The sequence below is a fragment of the Rossellomorea sp. DUT-2 genome (genome assembly GCF_052665285.1).
This window is the reverse complement of the sequence record NZ_JBQPEO010000003.1, coordinates 709382-731535: the sequence shown is the minus strand read 5'-3', so window position 1 is coordinate 731535 and position 22154 is coordinate 709382. Positions and strand designations below refer to the sequence as shown.

The following is a 22154-nucleotide window of genomic DNA, read 5'->3' as shown; positions in this document are numbered from 1 at the left end:
GTTCCCCTCGTTTCGTCTATTTTACTAATGTAAAGGATTGCTCCATTCCTTTTTTGCTATGTGGACCTGCATAGGCAATAAATGTCCCCGGGTCACTGTCAAACTGTAAATCTGAATGATGATAACGAAGCTGTGGTTCCGATAGGATAAAGGAAACATGCTTCGATTCTCCTGGTGCCAGGACAATTTTATGGAAGTCCTTTAGTTCCTTTAATGGTCGAATCACTTCCCCACTCACATCCCGTACATAAAGCTGAACGACTTCCTCACCTTTCATAGAGCCGCTGTTTGTTACGGTAACAGAAACGGTAATCGGCTGATCGGGTTTCATAATGGATTCTGAAAGAGTCATGTCACTATAGGAAAATGTGGTGTAACTTAAACCGAAACCAAACGGTAGGAGCGGATCATTCGGAATATCCAGGTATTGTGAGACATAACGGACCTGGGCATCCGGTGCCCCCTTTGGTCTTCCTGTATTGTAGTGATTATAGTAGACCGGCACCTGTCCTACACTATATGGGAAGGACATGGTCAGGCGGCCGGACGGATTTTCATCCCCGTATAATAGATCGGCAACCGCTGCCCCGCCTTCCGTACCAGGATACCAGGCTTCAAGGACCGCATCGGCCTGGTCTATGACCCCATGTAAATCCAGTGGTCTACCATTAAATAGAATGGCCACCATTGGTTTATTTAATTTCTTTAAGCGCGATACAAGTTCCAGTTGGGCGTCAGGTAGTTTGATATTCGCTCTACACCCCGCCTCCCCACTCATTTCAGAATCCTCTCCAAGTGCCAGAACGATAATATCTGCTTCTTCCGCCACTCTCTCTGCCTCAAGCAATTGCTCTTCTGAAACCGATTCGATTTCAGAACCTTTTGCCATTGTCAGGTGAGAAGATTCCACTTTCATCTTCATTCCATCCATTAATGTCACGGCATCTTCTTTTGATCCTAACCATGACCAGGGGCCCAGGATGTCACCATTTTGAGCAAAAGGTCCAATGAGTGAAATTTTCTGTTTGCGGTTTAAAGGTAAAACGCTCTCATTTTTTAATAGAACACAAGACTTTGCTGCTAGTTTACGAGCTGCCACGCGGTGTTCTGAGCTCAACACCACTTCTTGTTCAAGCAATTCATTTGCACCGCGGTAAGGATTCTCGAATAATCCTAACTTTTGTTTAAGCTCTAATATACGCAGTACACCTTCGTCGATGATGGATTCATCTACTGCTTTTTCTTCCACCAGCGTTTTTAAGTATTTCACATACGTCGAAGTCATCATTTCGATATCAACACCGGCTGTTATTGCTTTAAGGGCAGCTTCCTTCTCATCCTCTGCCACACCGTGGGGAATCATCTCTTTCACTGCTCCCCAATCCGATATAAGAACGCCGTTGAATTCCATTTCCTCTCGAAGTATGGATCTCATAAGCTTCTTATTTCCTGTAGCAGGAATCCCAAACACCGTATTAAAAGCGGTCATGACCATTTCACAGCCTTCATCAAGTGCCGCTTTGTATGCCGGTAAATAGGTTTCCCTGAGTTCCCGCTCCGACATATCAACCGTGTTATAATCACGTCCGCCTTCAGCTGCCCCATAGGCGGCAAAGTGTTTGACACAAGCTGCCACACGATTATGATCATGAGTTAGATCCTTCCCTTGAAACCCTCTCACAAACGCTCTGCCAAACTGACTGTTTAAAAAGGAATCTTCACCGGTGGACTCCATCACTCTTCCCCAGCGAGGATCGCGAACGAGATCAACCATCGGGGCAAACGTCACATGGACTCCTGATACTGATGCTTCTTTGGCAGCAATTTCTGCACTCTTTTCCGCTAACTCCAAGTCCCATGAGCATCCAATCCCAAGAGGTACCGGGAAGATCGTTTTGAAACCGTGTACAATATCAGACATGACTAATAAAGGAATGCCCAGCCTGTTTTCTTCCATATGAGTGCGTTGAATGTTAATAACGTTCCTTGCACCAGAAGCTCCCAATACGGATCCACTATTTCGGACAACTTCCTCGTCGATCCCCATGTCGACCATCGGGCCGGTAATTTCACCCTGATCGCTTGCCCCTTTGAAAAAAGGCGTAGCAAGCTGGGTAAGCTGTGCAATTTTTTCATCCAACGTCATTTGGTTAAGTAATGCAGTGAGTTTATTTTCATTCATAAGTAGAACCTCCAATTGGGTTTTCATTTTGGTTCTTTCTAATTATTGAAACGTTTCGATTAACAATTGAAGAAAAGTATAAAGGTAAATGGTTGGTCAGTCAACTATGGATTCCCACTCTGCAATTCCCCTTTAAACCTTGCTATGACAACAAAAAAGATAATACATATATAGGTATAATATGGAATGAAACTTAAAATTCTAGTATTTTTCAGAAAAGTATTGAAAGCGGATACACCTTTGATTATAATATAGTTATCGAAACGTTTCAATAACACCTGGTAAGATATTTTCCTAATATAAAATAACTCTTACCACCTCTGATTCAATTTTTTTAATAGGGTTTCAAACTAATAGAAATGGAGATGAAGATATGAAAAAGAAAACATGGGCTTTCTTAATGATTTGTGTGCTGGCGCTATCTACTGTATTAGCAGGCTGCGGTGGCAGCGAGTCAGAAGATGGAAAGAAAACGATTACTGTCTGGGCAATGGGTGAAGAAGGTAAGAAGCTTAGTAAACTTGCTGAAGAATTTGAAAAAGAAAACACAGATATCAAAGTAAAGGTACAAGCGATTCCTTGGGAAACAGCTCATGACAAACTATTGACAGCAGTTGCTTCAAAAAATGGACCTGATGTTCTTCAACTGGGAACAACCTGGGTTCCGGAGTTTGCAGACGCAGGAGCGTTACTCGATCTGACTCCATATTTAGAAGATTATCCGGATTTCAAACCTGAGAACTATTTCGCGGGTTCTGCAGACTCTATGACCTATGATGATCAAGTTGTCGGGATTCCTTGGTATATCGATACTCGTGTTTTATACTACCGAACTGACCTGTTAAAAGAAGCAGGATACGATCAAGCTCCTGCTACTTGGGATGAAATGAAAGATGCAGCGAAGAAATTAAACGACAGAGGCGATGACGTTTACGGCCTTGATATCGACCGCAACGACCAAATCACACCGTTTATCTTTGCTTGGCAAAATGGGTATGAATTTGAAGGAAAAGATAAGATGAATTTCGATAGTCCGGAATTTAAAGAAGCGATGGAATACTATACAAGCTACTTTAAAGAAGGAATCAGCCCTACTACTGAAGGAATGGATATTGTTCAAGCATTTAAAGATGGCGTGAAACCGATGTTCTTCAGTGGTCCATGGATGATCAATATCATTAATGACCAAGCTCCGGATCTGAAGGATAAATGGTCAGTGTCTGTAATGCCGAAGAAAGAAAAGAATACATCAAGCATGGGTGGAGCAAACTTCTCTATCTTCCATAATTCAGAGAATGTAGACGAATCCCTTAAATTCATCTCCTATGTGAATGAAGTGGATACACAAATGGAATGGCTGGAAATGTCCAATACTCTTCCATCAAGAAAAGAAGCATGGGAAGAGCCTAAATTAAAAGACGATCCACTATTATCCGTATTCGGGGAACAGCTGAAATCGACTAAAGCTTCTCCACAAATCAAAGAGTTTGAAAAGATCGCACAGGAATTCCTTTCAACAATTGAAAGAGTTACCGTTGGCGACGCTGACTTAGACAAAGAATTAGAACAGTTCAATAAAAAAGCACAAGAAATGGTAGAAGAGTAAATTGAGTCATTTAAGACGAAAATAAATGAAACAAACGCTTCAATTACGAAGTCATAGTAAGGTACATTTGGAGTTACAGGCATAGGGATCACACCTTTGCCTGAGCTCCATTTTTAGCAAGCTGGCCTTTACGAAGCGTAGTTTTAGTTAGGTGGGATATCATGGGCAATAAAAACAATAAACATCCATATGTGTTTATAGCTCCTGCGGTTATCATATTGACTGTCTTTAGTATCATTCCGATCATTGTAGCGTTCTTTATTAGCTTTACAGACCTTGACTTAAAAGGCTTAGCCGATTGGTCCAATATCAGTTTCATCGGTCTTGAGAATTATTCCAAATTGATAACGGATGATTTATTTCATAAGTCGATCATTAATACATTGTTTTATGTTGTCATCGGCGTTCCCCTCGTCATTATATTCTCATTGGGAATCGCCTTATTGCTGAACTACGGAACAAGCTCCTTGTTCAAAGTGTTTCGTGGTGTATACTACATGCCATCCATCACAAATATCATTGCCGTCGCAGTGATTTGGGGATTTCTATACAACACTGAGTACGGTTTGTTCAACTACCTATTATCACTATTGGATGTGGATAAAATTCCTTGGTTAGGAGAGCCAACGATTGCGAAACTATCGTTGATTGTTTTAGCCGTATGGAAGGGAATCGGAATCAATATGATCATCTTCCTTGCTGCCTTGCAAGGAATACCGAAGTCCTACTACGAAGCTGCTGAGATGGATGGTGCCAATCGATTGCAGGTACTGTTCAATGTCACGATACCATTACTCCGGTATGCTACATTCTTCGTGACGATCACCACCCTGATTGGCTGGTTACAATTCTTCGAAGAACCATTTGTCATGACTAATGGCGGTCCATTGGATGGTACGATCTCCATGGCATTATTCATCTACAAAAAAGGCTTCCAATTCAGTGAATTTGGTTATGCCGCAGCAGGTTCCTTTATTCTATTTATCTTTATCATCATGATTACGCTATTCCAATTCAAGCTTAGAAAATCTGATACAGAATATTAAGTCTGAAAATTTATTAGTATCGGGGCTGAAACAATGAAAGCAAATACAATGAAACGAAAAACCGAAAAAACGCTGGTAGCCTTACTCATGATTCTTGGTGGAATCCTTGTTTCCATCCCTTTCATTTGGATGATTTCAAGCTCATTCAAACCTGAAAGTGAAGTACTGCAAATTCCACCAACCTTGTTTCCAGAGAATCCTACATTGGAAAACTATCTTAACTTATTTGAAAGCATGAACTTTGGTGTGTATTTAAGAAATACCCTTGTCATCGTCTTATTTTCCTTTTTAGGATTATTCTTTAATGCAATGGCTGGTTATGGATTTGCAAAGTTTCATTTTAAAGGAAAAGAAAAGATCTTTTATATAGTGCTTGCAACCATGATGATTCCTGCACAAGTAACGATGATTCCCGTTTACCTAATTTTAAATGAAATGGGCTTGACCAATACAATGGCCGGGATCATCCTCCCCGGGCTTGCAGCAGCATTCAGTATATTCCTATTCAGACAGTTTATGACCACGATTCCAACTGATTTGCTTGAAGCAGCCCGCCTTGATGGGGCAGGAGAATTCTATATCTTCTTTAAATTAATCGTTCCCATTGCGAAGCCAATCTTTGCTGTACAGGGAATTCTGACGTTTATCGGAGCATGGAATAGCTTCCTATGGCCATTGATCATTGCCAATGATGAAAGCCTCTACACCCTTTCAGTAGGACTATCCCTCCTTCAAGGGCAGTATGCGAATAACTTTGGTCTTCAAATGGCTGGAGCAGCATTCATGGTCGTACCGATTATCATCATCTTCTCTTTCTTCCAGAAGTATATCGTCGAAGGCTTTACGATGTCAGGGATTAAATAGTGACGGGGAAAAACATCACCCTCTACTAGTCGGAAGTGTGAATGACTATACTATAAATGTATAATGGTTTTTGGATACAGAGATGAACAACCGCTATTCATATAGCAATCATAGGATGTGAATAAATGGCAACAATCAAAGATGTAGCAAAGCTTTCAGGAGTAGCCGTTTCAACGGCCTCCTACGCTTTAAATAACAGCACCAAGGTAAGCGAAGAAACAAGAAAGAAAGTATTGGATGCAGCAAAGCAATTGAACTACCAAAAGAACGGACTCGCATCCGATTTAAAACGGACCAACACGAATACCATCGCCTTGATTCTTAGCGATTTATCAGGTCCGTATTATTCTGAATTAATTAAAGGCGTCCAGGATGTGACCTCTACGAACGGGTATGATCTCATAGCCTGCAGTTCAATTGGCGGTCCCCAATCTACGGCCATTAAATTTTTGAAAGAAAAACGAGTCGACGGGGTCATCATCCTGGCCCATAACATCACGGACGAAACGATATTGGAATCCACTCGCGAAGGATTCCCTATCGTCGTGCTGGACCGGGATATTAAACATGACTATGTTCTCCAGGTGGAAGTCGATAATGTCGAAGGTGGATTTCAGGCTACGGAGCATCTGATTAAGAAAGGTCACCGGAATATTGCTTATATTAGCGGACCTTATAACTCCCATGACAATGAACTCCGCTTCCAGGGCTTTAAGCAAGCCTTGGAGAAACATGATATTCCTTATCGCTCTAAATGGAAAACATCAGGCGGATTCACACGTGAAGGCGGATATAAAGCAACGAAAATGCTCATTGCCCAACAAGATATCCCCCAGGCAATCTTTTACGCCAACGATGAAATGGCCATCGGCGGGTTACAAGCACTATCAGAAAAAAATATCCGGGTACCCGAAGATATCTCCATTATCGGATTCGATGATATTCAACTGGCAGAGTACGTATCTCCCCCACTGACCACCATGAGGCAGCCGAAATACGAAGCCGGCGCACTCGCTGTTCATCTGATCTTTCAGAAGCTTGCTAAAGAGGAAGTGGATCCTTATTATAAGTTGACGACTGAATTGGTGGAACGGAGATCGGTGAAGGACAATAAGTAGACTTGAGAGAAGCAAACCCGTGAAGATGGGTTTGCTTTTTTTCGTCCCCTTCGCCAAACACCTCTAAAAGCTTACGCATCCCTCTTATTGCAATTAACACTTCCACTCTTACTGAACCTCCTCCACATCCGTTAACAAAACCTTCACAAATATTGGGTACATTGTGTGATTGAGATGGTATTTTACTGGGTATACAATGGAGTGGAATGAATATTCATTCCGTATTTAACACACGAAAGGCTGAATCTTTATGGCAACTGCAGTTAATAAACGAGACAGCATTATATCTAGCGCGTTGGTACTCTTTGCTGAGCGTGGATATGATGCGACTACGATTCCGATGATTGCGACATCGGCAGGAGTCGGAGCCGGTACCATTTATCGTTACTTTGAAAATAAAGAAGTGCTTGGCAACACGCTCTTTCAGGAGTATGTAGGGATATTTACAGAAACTCTTGAAAATGATTTCCCTTATGATGAAACTATTCGCGATCAATTTCATCATATATTTAAAGCCATGATTCTATTTACAACAAAGCAAAGCCAAGCACTTTATTTTATAAAGACACATAGCAGTGCTCACTTTTTAGACAAAGCAAGTCATGACAGCTTTCAAGGACTCCTGGAAATCCTAAAGAATTTCTTTGATTCAGGAAAAGAGAAAAAAGAAATCAAGGAGCTTCCTTCCTCCGCTTTGATTGCCATCGTTTACGGAGCGTTTCTTGAGCTTCAACGATTGGTTCGCATCGGGGAGCTTGAACCGGAAGAAGAACTATTGGAAGATGTGGAAGAAAGTATGTGGGACGCTGTACGGTTACATGTATGAGAAACAAATGGTTTCTCATAGACCAAACGGAATGAACGTTCATTCCGTTATAATTCTTAATAAGAGGTGCTACTAAATGACAAACTCAAACCAACTACCGCAGCCAAAGACGTATGGACCCCTTGGCAGTTTGCCGGTCATTGATAAAGATAAACCCCTTCAATCCTATATGAAGCTTGCAAGAGAGCTTGGCCCGATCTTTCAGTTTCAATTTCCAGGGCGTATCAGTACGTTTGTATCAAGTGCCTCCCTTGCTGAAGAAATTTGTGACGAAACACGCTTTGATAAGAAAGTCGGTCCTGCCCTGCAAAAAGTAAGAGCATTTGGCGGCGACGGCCTTTTCACAAGCGAAACGACGGAAAACAATTGGAAAAAGGCGCATAATATCCTGCTTCCAAGCTTCAGCCAGCAGGCAATGAAAGGCTACCATGCTAAAATGGTCGATCTCGCCACCCAACTTATTCAGAAGTGGGCCCGCTTAAATCCGGCTGATGAAATCGATGTTCCTGAAGATATGACTCGCTTAACCTTGGATACGATCGGACTCTGCGGATTTAATTACCGCTTTAATAGCTTTTACCGGGAAAACTCCCATCCATTTGTCGACAGTATGGTTCGGGCGATGGACGAAGCCATGAATCAAACGCAGCGACTTGGTGTTCAAGATAAATTGATGGTTATATCTAAAAAACAATTCAAGGAAGACATTCAATACATGTTCAACCTGGTGGATGAATTGATTGCCGAACGGAAACAAAATGGGGACCAGGGCGAGGATGACCTGCTCTCTCATATGTTGAAAGGGGTCGATCCGGAAACGGGTGAAGCCTTGGATGATGAAAACATACGTTTTCAAATCATTACTTTCTTAATTGCAGGACACGAAACAACGAGTGGTCTACTGTCCTTTGCCATCTACTATCTCATGAATAATCCGGAAAAATTGAAGAAAGCACAGCAAGAAGTGGATGACGTGCTGGGTGATGACGTTCCAGATTATAAACAGGTCAAGAAATTGAAATATGTTCGTATGGTGCTTAATGAAGCTCTTCGTCTATGGCCCACAGCACCGGCATTTTCCGTATACGCAAAGGAAGACACGACACTGAACGGGAAATACAAAATTAAAAAAGATGATGTATTCACCCTTATCATTCCTGAGCTTCACCGTGATTCATCCGTTTGGGGAGATGACGTGGAATCGTTTAGACCAGAGCGTTTTGAGGACCCGTCTTCGATCCCTTATCACGCATATAAACCTTTCGGAAACGGACAACGCGCCTGCATCGGACAGCAGTTTTCCCTTCACGAAGCGACTCTTGTTCTTGGCATGGTTTTGCAGCACTTTGACCTGATTGATCATAGTGACTATCAATTGGATGTTAAAGAAACATTGACACTCAAGCCGGATGATTTCAAGATGCGCGTCTCACCGCGGAAACCGGATATGTCCTTTACGACTGCCGCTTCTGTAGAAGTGAAATCTGAAGAAAGAGAAGCACACGCTTCTATCAAGCCATCTCATGGTACACCACTCTATATTCTGTTTGGATCAAACATGGGGACAGCTGAAGGAATCGCCCGCGACCTTGCTGAAACAGGCCGTCAACAAGGCTTCATGACCGAGGTTGCTCCTTTAAATGATTATACGGGTGGGCTTCCGACTGAAGGAGCGGTTCTCATTATCTCTGCTTCCTATAACGGAAATCCTCCGGACAATGCGGACACATTCGTTTCGTGGCTCAAAGAAACGGAGGAAGGCACACTGAACGATGTTCGCTATGCGGTATTCGGATGTGGCGATCACAACTGGGCGACTACTTACCAACGCATCCCTACCTTCATTGATGAGCAGCTTGAACAAAAAGGGGCTCAGCGTCTGTCGAAAATCGGGCATGGAGATGCAAGTGACGATTTTGAAGGAGATTACGAGAAATGGTCGGAAGCACTTTGGCCAAACCTGGCGAAAGAATTGAACATTGAACTTCATCAAAACGGAGAAGAAAGTAGCTCGATGACGATGAAGTTTGTCAGTGATGTCAGTGACACACCACTTGCTCGCACCCACCACGCCTTTACATCGGTGGTAAGTAGAAATATTGAATTGCAGCACGAGGAAAGCGGAAGGAATACAAGACATATTGAGTTGACTCTTCCAGAGCGTGTTGATTATCAGGAAGGAGACCATCTTGGGGTGCTTCCACGGAATCCGGGCGCCCTTGTTGAGAGAGTGCTCAGTCGATTCAACTTGAACGGTGAGGACTATGTACAACTTACCGGAGATACGGGAAAAGCTGTCCACCTTCCAACAGACAAGCCGGTGAATCTTAAGGAATTACTCTCTAATTATGTGGAATTCCAAGAACCCGCCACCCGTTCGCAAATCCGTGCACTGGCTGCTCACACGGTATGCCCTCCCCATGTAATGGAGCTTGAAGAGTTATTGGAGGATGGAACATATAAGAGGGAAATTCTCGGTAAACGGATCACCATGCTGGACCTGGTGGAAAAGTACCTTGCCTGTGAAATTCCGTTTGAAGGGTTCCTCCTTTTACTCCCGGCACTAAAAGCAAGATACTATTCTATTTCAAGCTCACCCCTTTACAAGGAAGGAGAAGCGAGCATCACGGTCAGCGTCGTTCGTGGAGCTGCATGGAGCGGAAATGGTGAATACAAAGGAATTGCATCAAACTATCTGGCAGAACGTTCCGAAGGCGATAAGGTAGCGTGCTTCATTTCTACACCTCAATCGAACTTCCAGCTTCCTGACGAAACCGACACACCCATCGTCATGATCGGACCCGGAACCGGAATTGCACCATTCAGGGGATTTATCCAGGCACGCCGCCTTCTTAAAGAAAAAGGAGAAACGCTGGGAGCAGCCCATCTTTACTTCGGATGTCGCAACCCTGAACATGATTTCTTATATCAAGAGGAACTGGAGAAGGCCGAACAAGATGGAATCGTCACTCTTCACACCGCTTTCTCGAGATGCCCTGGTAAAGAAAAGACGTACGTCCAACACAGACTGGCGGAAAACGCTGAAGACATCCTTCCTTTACTGAAAGATGGCGGCCGCTTATACATCTGTGGTGACGGTGGTAAAATGGCCCCTGATGTGGAGAACACATTAGTAGAAAGCTATATGCGTCTCTATCAAACAACGAGAGAAGAAGCTGCCGCTTGGCTGGGATCACTAGAAGAAGATGGTCGATTTGCCAAGGATGTTTGGGCAGGAGCGTAAATAAAAAAAGGAAAGCAGCGGACCTTTGTTGGGTTCGTTGCTTTTTTTTGAGGCTGCAGAAAATCCCCGGATCATTTAGAGGTGCTATTTACTCCTTAGATGCCTGGCACTTCCCTTTCCCCCATCCACATCAACCAATCACGCTACTTATCTCCAAAACCTTCAAATGACCCCACTACAAAAATATCACACAAAAAAAGCACCGGATTATTCCGGTGCTATCCAATAAATCTTTACTTATTAAGCTTCGTAATTCGCCCTTCTTCAACAGGATCTACTGTCCCTTGTGCTTTAATGTATGAAACGAAAGATTCTAAATCTACGATATCAATGACTTGATTCTTACCTTCTAATAGAACCGTGTATCCGTCACCGCCGCCTGCCATAAAGTTGTTCACCGTAATTGAGTATGTTTTGGCCAGGTCAAGTGGTTGATCGTCTCCGGTTGTGACAGCTTGGATTCTGCTTCCTTCAGGTTTACTGCTATCATACGAAACTTTCAATCCGGAAATCTGTAAGATCCTTGGTGCATTAGGATCTTTCGCCCATTGAGATTCGAATAGTTCATAGACCTGCTGTCCAGTCAGATCCATCGTTACAAGATCATTACCGAATGGCTGAACAGTGAAGGCTTCTTTCCATGTGATTTCACCTGCATCGATTTCTGCACGGATACCTCCTGGATTCATAAAGGCAAAGTCTGTTCCTGTATGACTTCTCATAGCATCTGCAATCAGATTACCCATAGCAGACTCGCCATCAGGATTTTGATCCCAGCTGATTCCTTTTGTTGTGTTCCCAATTTTCACATTCAGGATAGGTGCAACATCTGCAAGATATTCATCCAGCATTTCTTTAATCCCGGCATCTGGCGTGATGGTTCTGACGGCAGATACGATTTCCGCTTTTTTCGACGTGATATCCTTGGTAGCCGGATCAATCACGAAATCCACATCCGAAAACGCTGTACCATAAGAATACGATTGAACAAGAAGCTTTCCATCCACAATCGTATTTGCATATTGATGGTTGTGTCCACCAAACATAATATCCACTTCATCGTCTACTTTTGTTGCGATATCAGCCAGTTCTTCTGTAGGGTTGGATCCATCAGTGTTTGATTTCACCGGGTTATGGGAAAGGACGACAATCGCCTCTACACCCTTTTCCTTTAGTTCTTCTGTATATTTGTTAATCGCTTCGGCTTCATCAGTAAATGTTACTCCCGCTGTTCCACTCGGTGTGACAATTCCTGGTGTATCAGAGAAAGCAATTCCGATAAATCCAACTGGAACTCCATTAACTTCTTTTACCACATATGGAGAAAGAATCGGTTCTTTCGTTTTGCTATCCACTACGTTTGCCGCTACATAAGGGAATTTCGCTCCTTCAAATACCCCATATTTAGAGTAGGTTTTCGAATGTCTTCCACCGTCGATCAGGCGCATCATTTCATCTACACCTTCGTCAAACTCATGGTTTCCTACAGTTCCTACATCAAAACCAATTTCATTTAGCATTTTGATAGTTGGTTCATCCTGTAATAACGCAGATACTGGTGAACTTGCCCCGGCGATATCTCCTGCATGCACCATAAGTGTGTTAGGATTCGTTGCTTCACGTTCTTTTAAATGGGCAGCCAAGTATTCAATACCACCAGCGTTCAAACCTTTGTTGTACGTGTCCAATTGACCGTGAAGATCATTGATGCCTAATAATTGAACTTCAAATGGCTCTTCTGCTGGAAAATCAATCTTGTATTTATGGAATCCATTTGTACCTTCTCCGACATGATGAATGTTCGATGTTTGCTGAGCAAACGTTTTTGCTTCTGGAGAAGACTCAAATGTGACATCAACATTTCCCGAAATCGGTGCAAACGTCCAGTTCTTATCTGCAGTTGGATTAATCGTTTTGTTTTTAATAATGTAGTTCATGACTACTTGACGATTCTCGTCTGGTGAAACATAGATCACTCGTTTCCCATCAGGATTCGCAAGCTTAGTAAATGAAGCACGATAGTTATTCGTAGCCACAACAAACTTCTGATCTTCTTCTACCGGCTTACCGTTAAACATTAAGTTTTTCACACGACTTTCTCCTGCATTAATCACGTTCCCGGACTGATCATATTTGGCAGGCTTCGTTACATCCACTTCATAAGTCACACCATCGATCGTATCAAAGTTATAAGCTTGGAAATCCTTATTAATCAGGGATTGTTCCTCTGTTTTCGTTGGATCGATTTGATTAAAGTTTCCTGTTGTCCATTCGATATATTCTTTTACTTCGGCACCTGTTAAAAGTAACGCTTGAACCGTATTTGGATACTTGTAAAGGTCAGAAACGTTTTTAATCGTCACTGTTCCTTTAGGAATGTTTGTGTACTCACCGGCCCCATTTCTTCCAGCTTTAAAAGGTGCTGCAGATGAAAGGACAGGAAGATCTTCGTATTCAGTTCCTATTAACGCACCTTCTACATACTCTTTTTGAGCGTTGCTGACAATTTGTACGGATGGATCATCCTGTACCCGTGCAAAGAAGCTGTGAATTGGGGCTTCCGTTTGACCCACTTCACCATTGATGTATTCAATGGTGCTTTCATGGGAATCTTTTAAGACATCAACCATTTCTTTATCCGCTGTTACCCCTGTTGAAGAAATAACTTCCGATTGAGAATCTTTTACTTTCCATTTACCATTAACCTGTTCCAAAGTTAAGTCTATGACACCAAGTGTTTTTCCATCAACATTCGCTTGAACGGCAGCCACACCATTGATTGTTCCTTTTTTATTATCCACGCCTTCAAGTGAATTGTAGGAAGCATCTCCCGGGAAGGACAGGTGAGTGTGCCCGAATAATATCGCATCGATTCCGTCTACTTCACTTAGAGGATATACGGTATTTTCTTTATTGGATTTATCTTTGTCAAAACCTGAATGAGAGAGAACAACAACCACTTCTGCTCCATCCTTCTTCATTTTAGGAACCCATTTTTCAGCTGACGCCACTACGTCCTCCGTTACAACTTTACTTTCCAGGTTCGCTTTATCCCATTGCATGATTTGAGGAGCTACGAAACCAATGACACCGACCTTGACCGTTTGCTTATTCCCTTTTTCGTCGACGACTTCTTTGTCCACGATTTTATATGGTTTTACAAGGTTTTCATCGTTTGACGGGTCCTGATCATGATCATCTTTATACACGTTCCCTGACACATATGGGAAGTCAGCGCCTTTAATACTATTTTCCAGGAAGTCTAACCCATAATTGAATTCGTGGTTTCCTAAAGTTGCAGCATCATAATCTAATAAGTTCATCGCTTCATAGATCGGATGCGTTTCATTTTCGATTAATCCTTCCGATACGGCATTTTCTCCACCTAGAATGGATACGTACTTGCTATCAACCAATTGCTTGGCAGCATCAGTCATGGCATTTTTCTCAACTAAAAGGACAGGAGCATCGTGCTTGGCTGCGAGAACTGATCCCGTTAATCCATCCACGAAGTTTCTTCCTGTTGTAACAAACACTTTATCCGTTACTGTATCCAACTCAGTAGCAATTTTGAGTGACGTTTCAAATCGATTTTGACCGAAAATCCGCGATGGGTTTTTCAGTTGTTTTTCGACTTTTTCACTAATAACTCCAGGTCCACCTACAATGATGGTCTTGTCTTTCCCTTTAAGAGATTCAGTTGTCGGACCTGGTACACTATCCTTTTTTGTTAAAAGAATCGGATACCCGTTCTTTGCAGCATATGGGGCAATCGCAATGGCATCTGGATAGTTGGATCCATCTGCAAGGATGGCAGTGTCGGTGTTTCCGCCAACTTCCTCTGCAATCATGGAGGCTGTCTCATAGCGATCAGAACCTTGGATTCTCTTAATATATAATTTCATATTGCTTAATTCACTTTGTACATCTGCAGAAACGGCATTTTTCCCGCCTAAAATAATCACTTTTTTCGGACCAAGACGTTTGATTTCTTCCTTAGTCTTAGCATTTAAGCTCTTCGTGCCCGTCAATAGGATCGGAGCATCCAAGTGATAAGCCAACGGCGCACCCGTTAACGCATCGGCAAAATTATCAGAACGTGCGATGACTACTGTATCAGACTTCGCCCAGCCTTTTTTTGATACCTCTACTGCCGTTTCATATCGATCATCACCTGATAAACGATTCACAAATGTTAAGGGATCAACCTTAGCGATAAAATCAGTAAATGGATTCCCTTGAAGCAGGTCACCATTATCCAACAATAAATTATTCGGGTTTTCTTCACGTTCTTTTTTGATCAGAGTTGAAAGGCGAACAAGTCCATTTTCAACAGGTTTATCAGAATAATAGTCATGATCCATTAAACTTCCATGCACATCGGTCGTTTCCATTATTTTTAATTTTACATAAGCATCATTCGATAAAACATTTGTTGGGGCTATTTCTGCCGAAACGGTACCCCCTGCAGGAGAAGCAATCATACCTAAAGCTAAAGTTGACAGAGCAATACTACTTAACTTCTTTTTTACTCCACTGTTCAAACCATTCAACCCTCTCAAAATTAATATGTAAGGAACAACCCAGATCTATTAAACAGTCGAATTGACTCATTTTTTATTCTAATCTGAATTATCTAAGACAATTATACTTCGAAAATTGACATTTACTATCATTTTTTTACAAAATTTAATAAATTTCAAACAAAAAAAGAAGACTATGAACCTATAAAAGGATCATAGTCTTCTTTATCAAATAGGAGTAAGTGTCCACTCATCATCTTCGTACAGAACTTTATAAACTCCTTCAGGATTATCCACGTCTATATATTTTAATAGCCATTCATTAATCGCTTTATCAGAGTCCAATACGACTAAGAAGTCTGATTTCTTGAGGCTTGTAAAGAACTTTTCTTTTTCTTCCTCAGAACTTAAACCGTTCGTGATCGAATAGTTCATAGATAGCTGTTCATATGAAACGATATATTTCAAATATCCTCTATCATCTTTACTCTTTGGGCTATAGTAAGTCACCTCTGGATCAATGGCTCCCGTTGAGGCAATCTTGCTAAATTTGTTTTTCGCTTCCCATCTGATTGAGGAAATCGTTTCCGGTTTTTCTGCAACCACTTTAACATTCCCACTAAATGGATATATGAATAGACTCCCCAGCAGAAACAGAGTAATCATTTTCGAAATAGGCTTATTGTTTATATAATGGCTCCACTCATGAATGACAGCAGTCATTAATATACCAATGATATAGATAATAATCGTTGATTGATATCTGCCAAACCCTGCAATTCTTGCTGCCTCAAATTCCGGCATTAAATACACATACATGAAATAGAGAGAGAACATGTAGAGAACGTAAAAACCATTTGAAATTAATATGGAGAAAACCAAAAGCTTGGATATTTTTCTTTTGACTATATACATCAATACCAATAGGATGACGGCTATTATATTTACAATAACGATAGCTTTAAAATTATTCGATTCTAAATTTGTAGAGGCCTTCCATAACTGTGGGCCAATATAATCCATAAATTCTGAAGACTTTTCATTATTCGCGACCTTACCCGGTGTTACTGCAAATTTGTTTGCACCATAACCCGTTTGGTAAGCTTTAATGGTGTATTTCAACCATAAATAATTCAGGAATATTGGAATCCCAATCAACCACAATAAAGCATTATACACAACCTTCCTTACATTTTTTGTAAATCGTTTCTTATGTAAATAATAGGAATAGATAAAGCTTAGAATAAGAATGACATTGAATGCCAGAAAGATTTTCCCGCTATCTTTTAGAAGTATAAGAAGAATCAAGATTGGTGTATTCACAATCAGCTGCCTCTTCCAATCATCTCTATAATAATACGCTACATTAACCGAGGAGAAAGCAACCAATCCTAATACGATATCCACTAAAAGGTTATAGAAACTTCCCCAATTGACAAGCAATAGAGAAATACCTGCCGCCATCGTTAAAAGAATTACTTCAGGTCGCTTCCATTTACTAAAAAAGTACATTGTCACGACGCAAGAGATAGCTAAAAAGGCTTGTGCCATTAATGCATAACTTTCATGTTTCCCTAATACTTCTGAGAAGAAATAAATAAACACTGCACTGCCAGGAGGATAGTTTTGAAACGTCACAATCGTCGAACTGTCAGGTAAGCCATTGATCAGTGACATTTCCTTCACAATTAACCCCCAGTGACTGAAATTATCATAGTGGGTCAATATCAGCCCCTTCAAATAAATCATCATAGCAAGTATTGACAGGGCAAATACAATGATACTAGGATGAAGCATCGGCTTTAATGGTTGTTTCCTTCTAAAAAAAAGAAAAAGGTAAATAACAAAAAGAATAAGCCCCGAGTAGTAAATAATATTTACTACTAGAGGCATAATATTAATTAAACCTGCACAAAACACAACTGTAGTAATGGATGAAAAGATAAAGATAGGAATAAAAGCGATATGCACTTTTATTCTATTAAAAGAGAGAAGTCCCCATCCGCTTAAGGAGGCGAATAATAATAAAAATGAAACAATGCTGTTACTCATTATTCAACAACTCACGACGACCAACTTCATTTTTAAAAACCCATTCTCTTTGAATCACAAAACTTACCAGGAACAACAAAGAATCCACGATTATCTTAATGACTACCTCTCCAGAACTTACAGCCGTATAAATGTAGTGTACCCCCAACGCTGATATCCCCATCTGCACGATACTCAGGGCATAATATTTTACCATCGTATTCGATGAACTGGATTTAAATACTACGTTTCTATTAATCATAAAATTAATGAAAGAAGATAAAACCCTTGAAAGCACTGTCGAGACGATGATAAATGAATCGGGTAACACTTCTTTTAACATCAATGAGAAAATCATGAATAAAACGATGTCTATCCCAAATGATGCAAAAGAGGATGCAATAAACCTGAGGAACACCGAATAGATTTTGATAGAATCTTTAATGGGATTGAAGTGAGATGATTTATTTTCTTCTATATAAATTGTCTTAATCTTAACTTCTTCTATTTGAATATTCTTTTTCTTACATTCCAGCAACATGTTCATCTCGTATTCATAACGCTCACCCTTAACCTCCAGCAGATCATCTACAAACAATGCAGGAACTGCTCTCAATCCAGTTTGCGTATCCGAGACCTTGATACCGCTGGCAAATTTCACAACTACCTTTGTAAGATTATTCCCGAATCGGCTTCTAAACGGAATATTTTCTTCTGAAAAATTCCTTGAGCCCAGTACTAGACTAGTCGGACTTTCCATTAATTTAGCTGCTACTTTCTTCATATCTTCCAATGTATGTTGACCATCGGAATCAATCGTAATGAGGCCCATTGAGTCGTTATAATTCTCATTAAAATATGTAAAAGCCGTTTTCAGTGCCCGACCTTTCCCTTGATTCACACTATGGTGCAGCACCACACATTCCTTCATTCCTTCTAACTCTTCAAAAATTCCGGAACACTCTTTTTTACTTCCATCATTTACAATAATAACTCGTGAAAATTGAGCTGAAATGATTTCATTCACTAAAGTAGTCAATTTTTCATCTGGGTTATAGGCAGGAATGATGATGGCAATATCATGTATGGATTTCATTGTATCTCCTCCCAAAAATTTCAATCTACCCCACTATATCTAAATCAACTGCAAAATTCAATGAAATAGCAATATTTTTACAAAAAATATACGATTGAGCGGGACGAGGGGACGGGCTGTCCCACATAAGGTATAGCCCACATTCTTGTCTACCGTCATTCGCTGATAAATTTGATATTCTCCTGATATAATCCGAATTTCGCTGATATATTGAAAGTATCGCTGATAAAATCATTATTTCGCTGATAAATCCATCCCTGACGACAAAATGAACCATACACCACACGCATGTGACTCCCAACACCATAAACAACAACCAAATCAGCCAAAAAAGACAGCAAACCCATAAAGATTCCTGCTTCCCCCTCTATGTTTTCCATACCCTTCACTCCTATGATTCAATAAAAAGAGAGCTCCCTTAAAAGAGAAGCCCTCCCTTCACTATTTCCCGCCTGTAAATGATATTCCTTTAATAAAGTAGCGATTAAAGAATGCATACAAAAGGAGTACCGGCAGTGTAAAGACCATGGATGCCGCCATGATGTAGTTCCAGTAGCTGACGTATTGGCCTTTAAAGGTGTTTAACCCTAATGGCAGTGTATACATTTCTGTATCGGTCATGACAATCAATGGGGTCATGAAGTTGTTCCAGAATCCCATGAAGACAAAAATTGCTTGTGCGGCCAAGGCTGGTTTTGCTAATGGTAATACCACCTTGAAGAAGATTCCGAAACGACTGAGACCATCGATTTGAGCGGCTTCTTCCAGTTCTTTCGGGAAATTGATGAAGAACTGTCTCATCATGAAGATGAAGGTTGCATTGATCATGGCAGGTACGATCATCCCTTGATACGAGTTAAGCCAGCCGATTTCTTTTAGAATTAAATAGTTTGGGATCATCGTGACTTGCGCAGGAATCATAAGGACAGCCAGGACCATGATGAATAATGCCTTTTTCCCGGGAAAGCTTAAGCGTGCCAAGGCGTATCCAGACATGGAGTTAAAGATGATATTCAATGCTGTCCCAATTATTGCGATGAATAAACTATTGAATAACCATCTCGGAAATAGCTCCTGCTCAATGAAAATCTGTTTATAATTATCCAAAGTGAAATTCTTGGGTATGAAATTCATCGTTCCACTAATGATTTCTTCTAATGTTTTAAAAGAAGAGGAGAGTGCCCATAAGAATGGAATCAGAGTTGTGATCGCATAGCCTATCAGGACAATGTATAGAAGACGCTTACTGAACGTCTTTTTCTTCGAATTCATGCTTCCATCCTCCTTAATAGAGTGATTCTTCTTTAGAGAATTTACGTTGAATCAGTGTCGCCACCAGGATGATCAGAGCAAGCGCGAAGGCAAGTGCGGCTGCATATCCCATGGTCCCCAATGATTTAAAGGCATATTGATAGATTAAGAGGACCACTGTTAATGTCGAGTTATTCGGTCCACCGGATCCACCTGAGAAAATATACGATTGATCAAACAGCTGGAACGTTCCGATGACCCCCATGATCACGACGAAGGATGTCACCGGTCTGAGAAACGGAACTGTCACATAGAAGAACTTCTGGATTGCGTTCGCTCCGTCCAGTTCAGCCGCTTCGTATAACGAGTCTGGAATATCCTGAAGGGCTGCAAGGTAGATGACCATGAAAAACGGTGCCGTGGCCCAGATGTTCATCAACATAATCGCATTCAAGGCAATGTCAGGATCACCTAAGAAATTATACGTCGGCAATCCCACTTTTCCCAAAAGGTTGTTGATCAGCCCTTCTTTGTTATACATCCACATAAAGATCAGCGTTAATACGGCTGAAGACGTTAAGGTCGGTAAGAAATAGACAATCCTGAAAAGCTTCTCACCCTTTAATCCTGCGTTTAACGTTGCAGCCAGAACCAATGCCAGAAAGGTTTGTGTCGGTACCACAATCAGTACGTACTTTGCCGTGTTTTTCAATGCGATGATGGCCCGGTTGTCTTCCATGATCCTCGCAAAGTTTTCAAATGCAACAAATTCAAAGCTCATATCCCCCAGGAGTTGAACCTTATGAAAGGATAAAAAGATGGCATAAAGAATCGGTCCAATAATAAACACCGCTAATACAAATAGCGTGGGAGACATAAATAAGTATCCTTGTCCTGCATCCTGTAATCTCTTCTTAGAAGATTGTTTGTTCATTCTTATCCCTACCTTCTATCTGTCTCTAAAATCTTCAGCGATTACCTGTATTCTTTCCGCCCAGGTCCGCGTCCAAGACCTCAAAAGAAAGAATACAGTCAATGGTAAAGCTGTACCTGACACATTTCATGAGTGCCAGGTACCTTTAAAAAGATTATTGAATTTCGCTATTCGCTTGTTCTTCTGCTTCTTTCAGTGCTTCATCCAGAGGTCTGTCTCCCAGGAAGGCAGCGATAAATTGATTGTTGAAGTTATTCATGATGATCGGCAGGTTCTTTCCTTCTGCCCAAACCGTTGCATATGGTGCTCCGGCTACCAGTGCTCCGCGTAATTCATCCTTGTCATACCCTAATTTTTCCGCTACTGACTTACGTGTAGGAAGGGCAAACCCTTTGGACGTCCATGTTTCCATTCCTTCTTTACCAGTCAGATACGAGATCAGCTCCCATGACGCTTCCTTCTTTTCCGATGCCGCATTCATCACATATCCAACCGTGTAGGCCATTGTTGCTTTTTCTCCATTAATGGTCGGTAATTCAGCTGTTCCGTATTCTACATCAGGGAACGTATCCGCTAAGAATGGGATTGCCCAGTTCCCTTCGATGACCATGGCAGCTTTCCCTTGACCGAACATTTCTCCTCCCCAGTTCGCTCCCACTTCTGATGCCTGAGCAGAGGTTTTGTCTTCGTTATGCTGGTCGATGATCGGCTGAAGGGCATCGACCACTTTGTCTGATGCAAAGTTTGCCTGATCATCCTTCACGACTTCCCCGCCGGTTGACTGAGCAATGTGATAAAGACGGGCGAGTTCTGGCGCCACGCCAAATCCATATACACCGTCTTTCGTCAGCGCTTTTGATACTTCACGGAGTTCATCCCATGTTTTCGGAACTTCCACTCCTGCTTCTTCAAACATCTTTTTATTGTAGAATAAGGCTAGAGTCGAATAGTCTTTCGGAAAACCATATGTCTTTCCATCAACTTGGAACGCTTCAAGCATAGGTTTCTCGAAATCTTTCACATCGAAATCTTCGGTTACGTAATCATCCAGCGGCTCCACAACCCCCGTTTCAATCAGGGCAGGTGCTTCCAGTGCATCCAAATAGAAAACGTCAGGACCTTCCCCACCAATCAAACGTGTTTTCAATACGTCCATATACTGCTCAGAAATGACTTCGTGCTTTACGTCAATATTCGGATGCTTTTCTTCAAAGTCAGCAATCGTTTGAGTCAAAAGCTTTTGTTCAGAAGGATTTCCTCCCCAGCCGGCTAAAGTAATTTCGACCTTCTCACCATCTGCTCCATTTGAACTCGTCTTTTCATCTGATCCACTGCATCCTGCCAAAGCCGTTCCCACTAACATCGTCGTAATACCTAGACTCGCGATCCATTTCTTCTTCGCCATTTTCATAACCCCTTTTTTTGATTTATTT

The 22154-nt window shown here is 41.4% G+C and carries 14 protein-coding genes; 6 read left to right on the top strand and 8 right to left on the bottom strand.

What is annotated here, in order from left to right:
- Window positions 1-16: 16 nt before the first annotated feature.
- Window positions 17-2182 carry a glycoside hydrolase family 3 N-terminal domain-containing protein gene (locus tag ACOSV2_RS14590; RefSeq protein WP_428975733.1) on the bottom strand — a complete coding sequence of 722 codons (2166 nt, stop codon included), beginning with the start codon at window positions 2180-2182 and terminating at the stop codon, window positions 17-19.
- Between the two features lie 373 nt (window positions 2183-2555).
- Between ACOSV2_RS14590 and ACOSV2_RS14585 the strand changes: the two genes are divergently transcribed.
- From ACOSV2_RS14585 to ACOSV2_RS14560, 6 genes are all read left to right on the top strand, one after another.
- Entirely contained in the window at window positions 2556-3788 is a 1233-nt protein-coding gene (locus ACOSV2_RS14585) for a sugar ABC transporter substrate-binding protein (protein WP_428975732.1), read from the top strand.
- 161 nt (window positions 3789-3949) lie between these two features.
- On the top strand, window positions 3950-4834 hold the full coding sequence (locus tag ACOSV2_RS14580) for a carbohydrate ABC transporter permease (protein ID WP_428975731.1): 885 nt from the start codon (window positions 3950-3952) through the stop codon (window positions 4832-4834).
- A gap of 33 nt (window positions 4835-4867) precedes the next feature.
- Window positions 4868-5698 (top strand): carbohydrate ABC transporter permease, encoded by an 831-nt coding sequence (locus ACOSV2_RS14575; protein WP_113971086.1) that lies wholly within the window; start codon window positions 4868-4870, stop codon window positions 5696-5698.
- A gap of 125 nt (window positions 5699-5823) precedes the next feature.
- Window positions 5824-6816: a LacI family DNA-binding transcriptional regulator gene (locus tag ACOSV2_RS14570; protein ID WP_428975730.1), complete on the top strand. Its 993-nt coding sequence runs from the start codon at window positions 5824-5826 to the stop codon at window positions 6814-6816.
- 250 nt (window positions 6817-7066) lie between these two features.
- Window positions 7067-7642: a TetR/AcrR family transcriptional regulator gene (locus ACOSV2_RS14565; protein ID WP_428975729.1), complete on the top strand. Its 576-nt coding sequence runs from the start codon at window positions 7067-7069 to the stop codon at window positions 7640-7642.
- Between the two features lie 76 nt (window positions 7643-7718).
- Window positions 7719-10886, top strand: coding sequence for a bifunctional cytochrome P450/NADPH--P450 reductase (locus tag ACOSV2_RS14560; RefSeq protein ID WP_428975728.1), 3168 nt, complete (start codon window positions 7719-7721; stop codon window positions 10884-10886).
- 233 nt (window positions 10887-11119) lie between these two features.
- Here ACOSV2_RS14560 and ACOSV2_RS14555 read toward each other — a convergent pair whose 3' ends face one another.
- From ACOSV2_RS14555 to ACOSV2_RS14525, 7 genes are all read right to left on the bottom strand, one after another.
- The gene (locus ACOSV2_RS14555) at window positions 11120-15430 is read right to left on the bottom strand and encodes a bifunctional 2',3'-cyclic-nucleotide 2'-phosphodiesterase/3'-nucleotidase (RefSeq protein ID WP_428975727.1); all 4311 of its coding nucleotides are present in this window, start codon (window positions 15428-15430) and stop codon (window positions 11120-11122) included.
- A gap of 207 nt (window positions 15431-15637) precedes the next feature.
- On the bottom strand, window positions 15638-17461 hold the full coding sequence (locus ACOSV2_RS14550; protein ID WP_428975726.1) for a hypothetical protein: 1824 nt from the start codon (window positions 17459-17461) through the stop codon (window positions 15638-15640).
- Window positions 17454-18536, bottom strand: coding sequence for a glycosyltransferase (locus tag ACOSV2_RS14545; protein ID WP_428975725.1), 1083 nt, complete (start codon window positions 18534-18536; stop codon window positions 17454-17456). The genes ACOSV2_RS14550 and ACOSV2_RS14545 overlap by 8 nt, the downstream gene beginning before the upstream one ends.
- A 155-nt stretch (window positions 18537-18691) precedes the next feature.
- Window positions 18692-18916, bottom strand: coding sequence for a hypothetical protein (locus ACOSV2_RS14540; protein WP_428975724.1), 225 nt, complete (start codon window positions 18914-18916; stop codon window positions 18692-18694).
- A 61-nt stretch (window positions 18917-18977) separates the two neighbouring features.
- Window positions 18978-19808, bottom strand: a complete 831-nt coding sequence (locus tag ACOSV2_RS14535) for a carbohydrate ABC transporter permease (RefSeq protein WP_428975723.1) — start codon at window positions 19806-19808, stop codon at window positions 18978-18980.
- Window positions 19809-19821: 13 nt separating this feature from the next.
- On the bottom strand, window positions 19822-20721 hold the full coding sequence (locus ACOSV2_RS14530) for a carbohydrate ABC transporter permease (protein WP_113971091.1): 900 nt from the start codon (window positions 20719-20721) through the stop codon (window positions 19822-19824).
- 154 nt (window positions 20722-20875) lie between these two features.
- Window positions 20876-22126, bottom strand: a complete 1251-nt coding sequence (locus tag ACOSV2_RS14525) for an ABC transporter substrate-binding protein (protein ID WP_428975722.1) — start codon at window positions 22124-22126, stop codon at window positions 20876-20878.
- Between the last annotated feature and the right edge of the window lie 28 nt (window positions 22127-22154).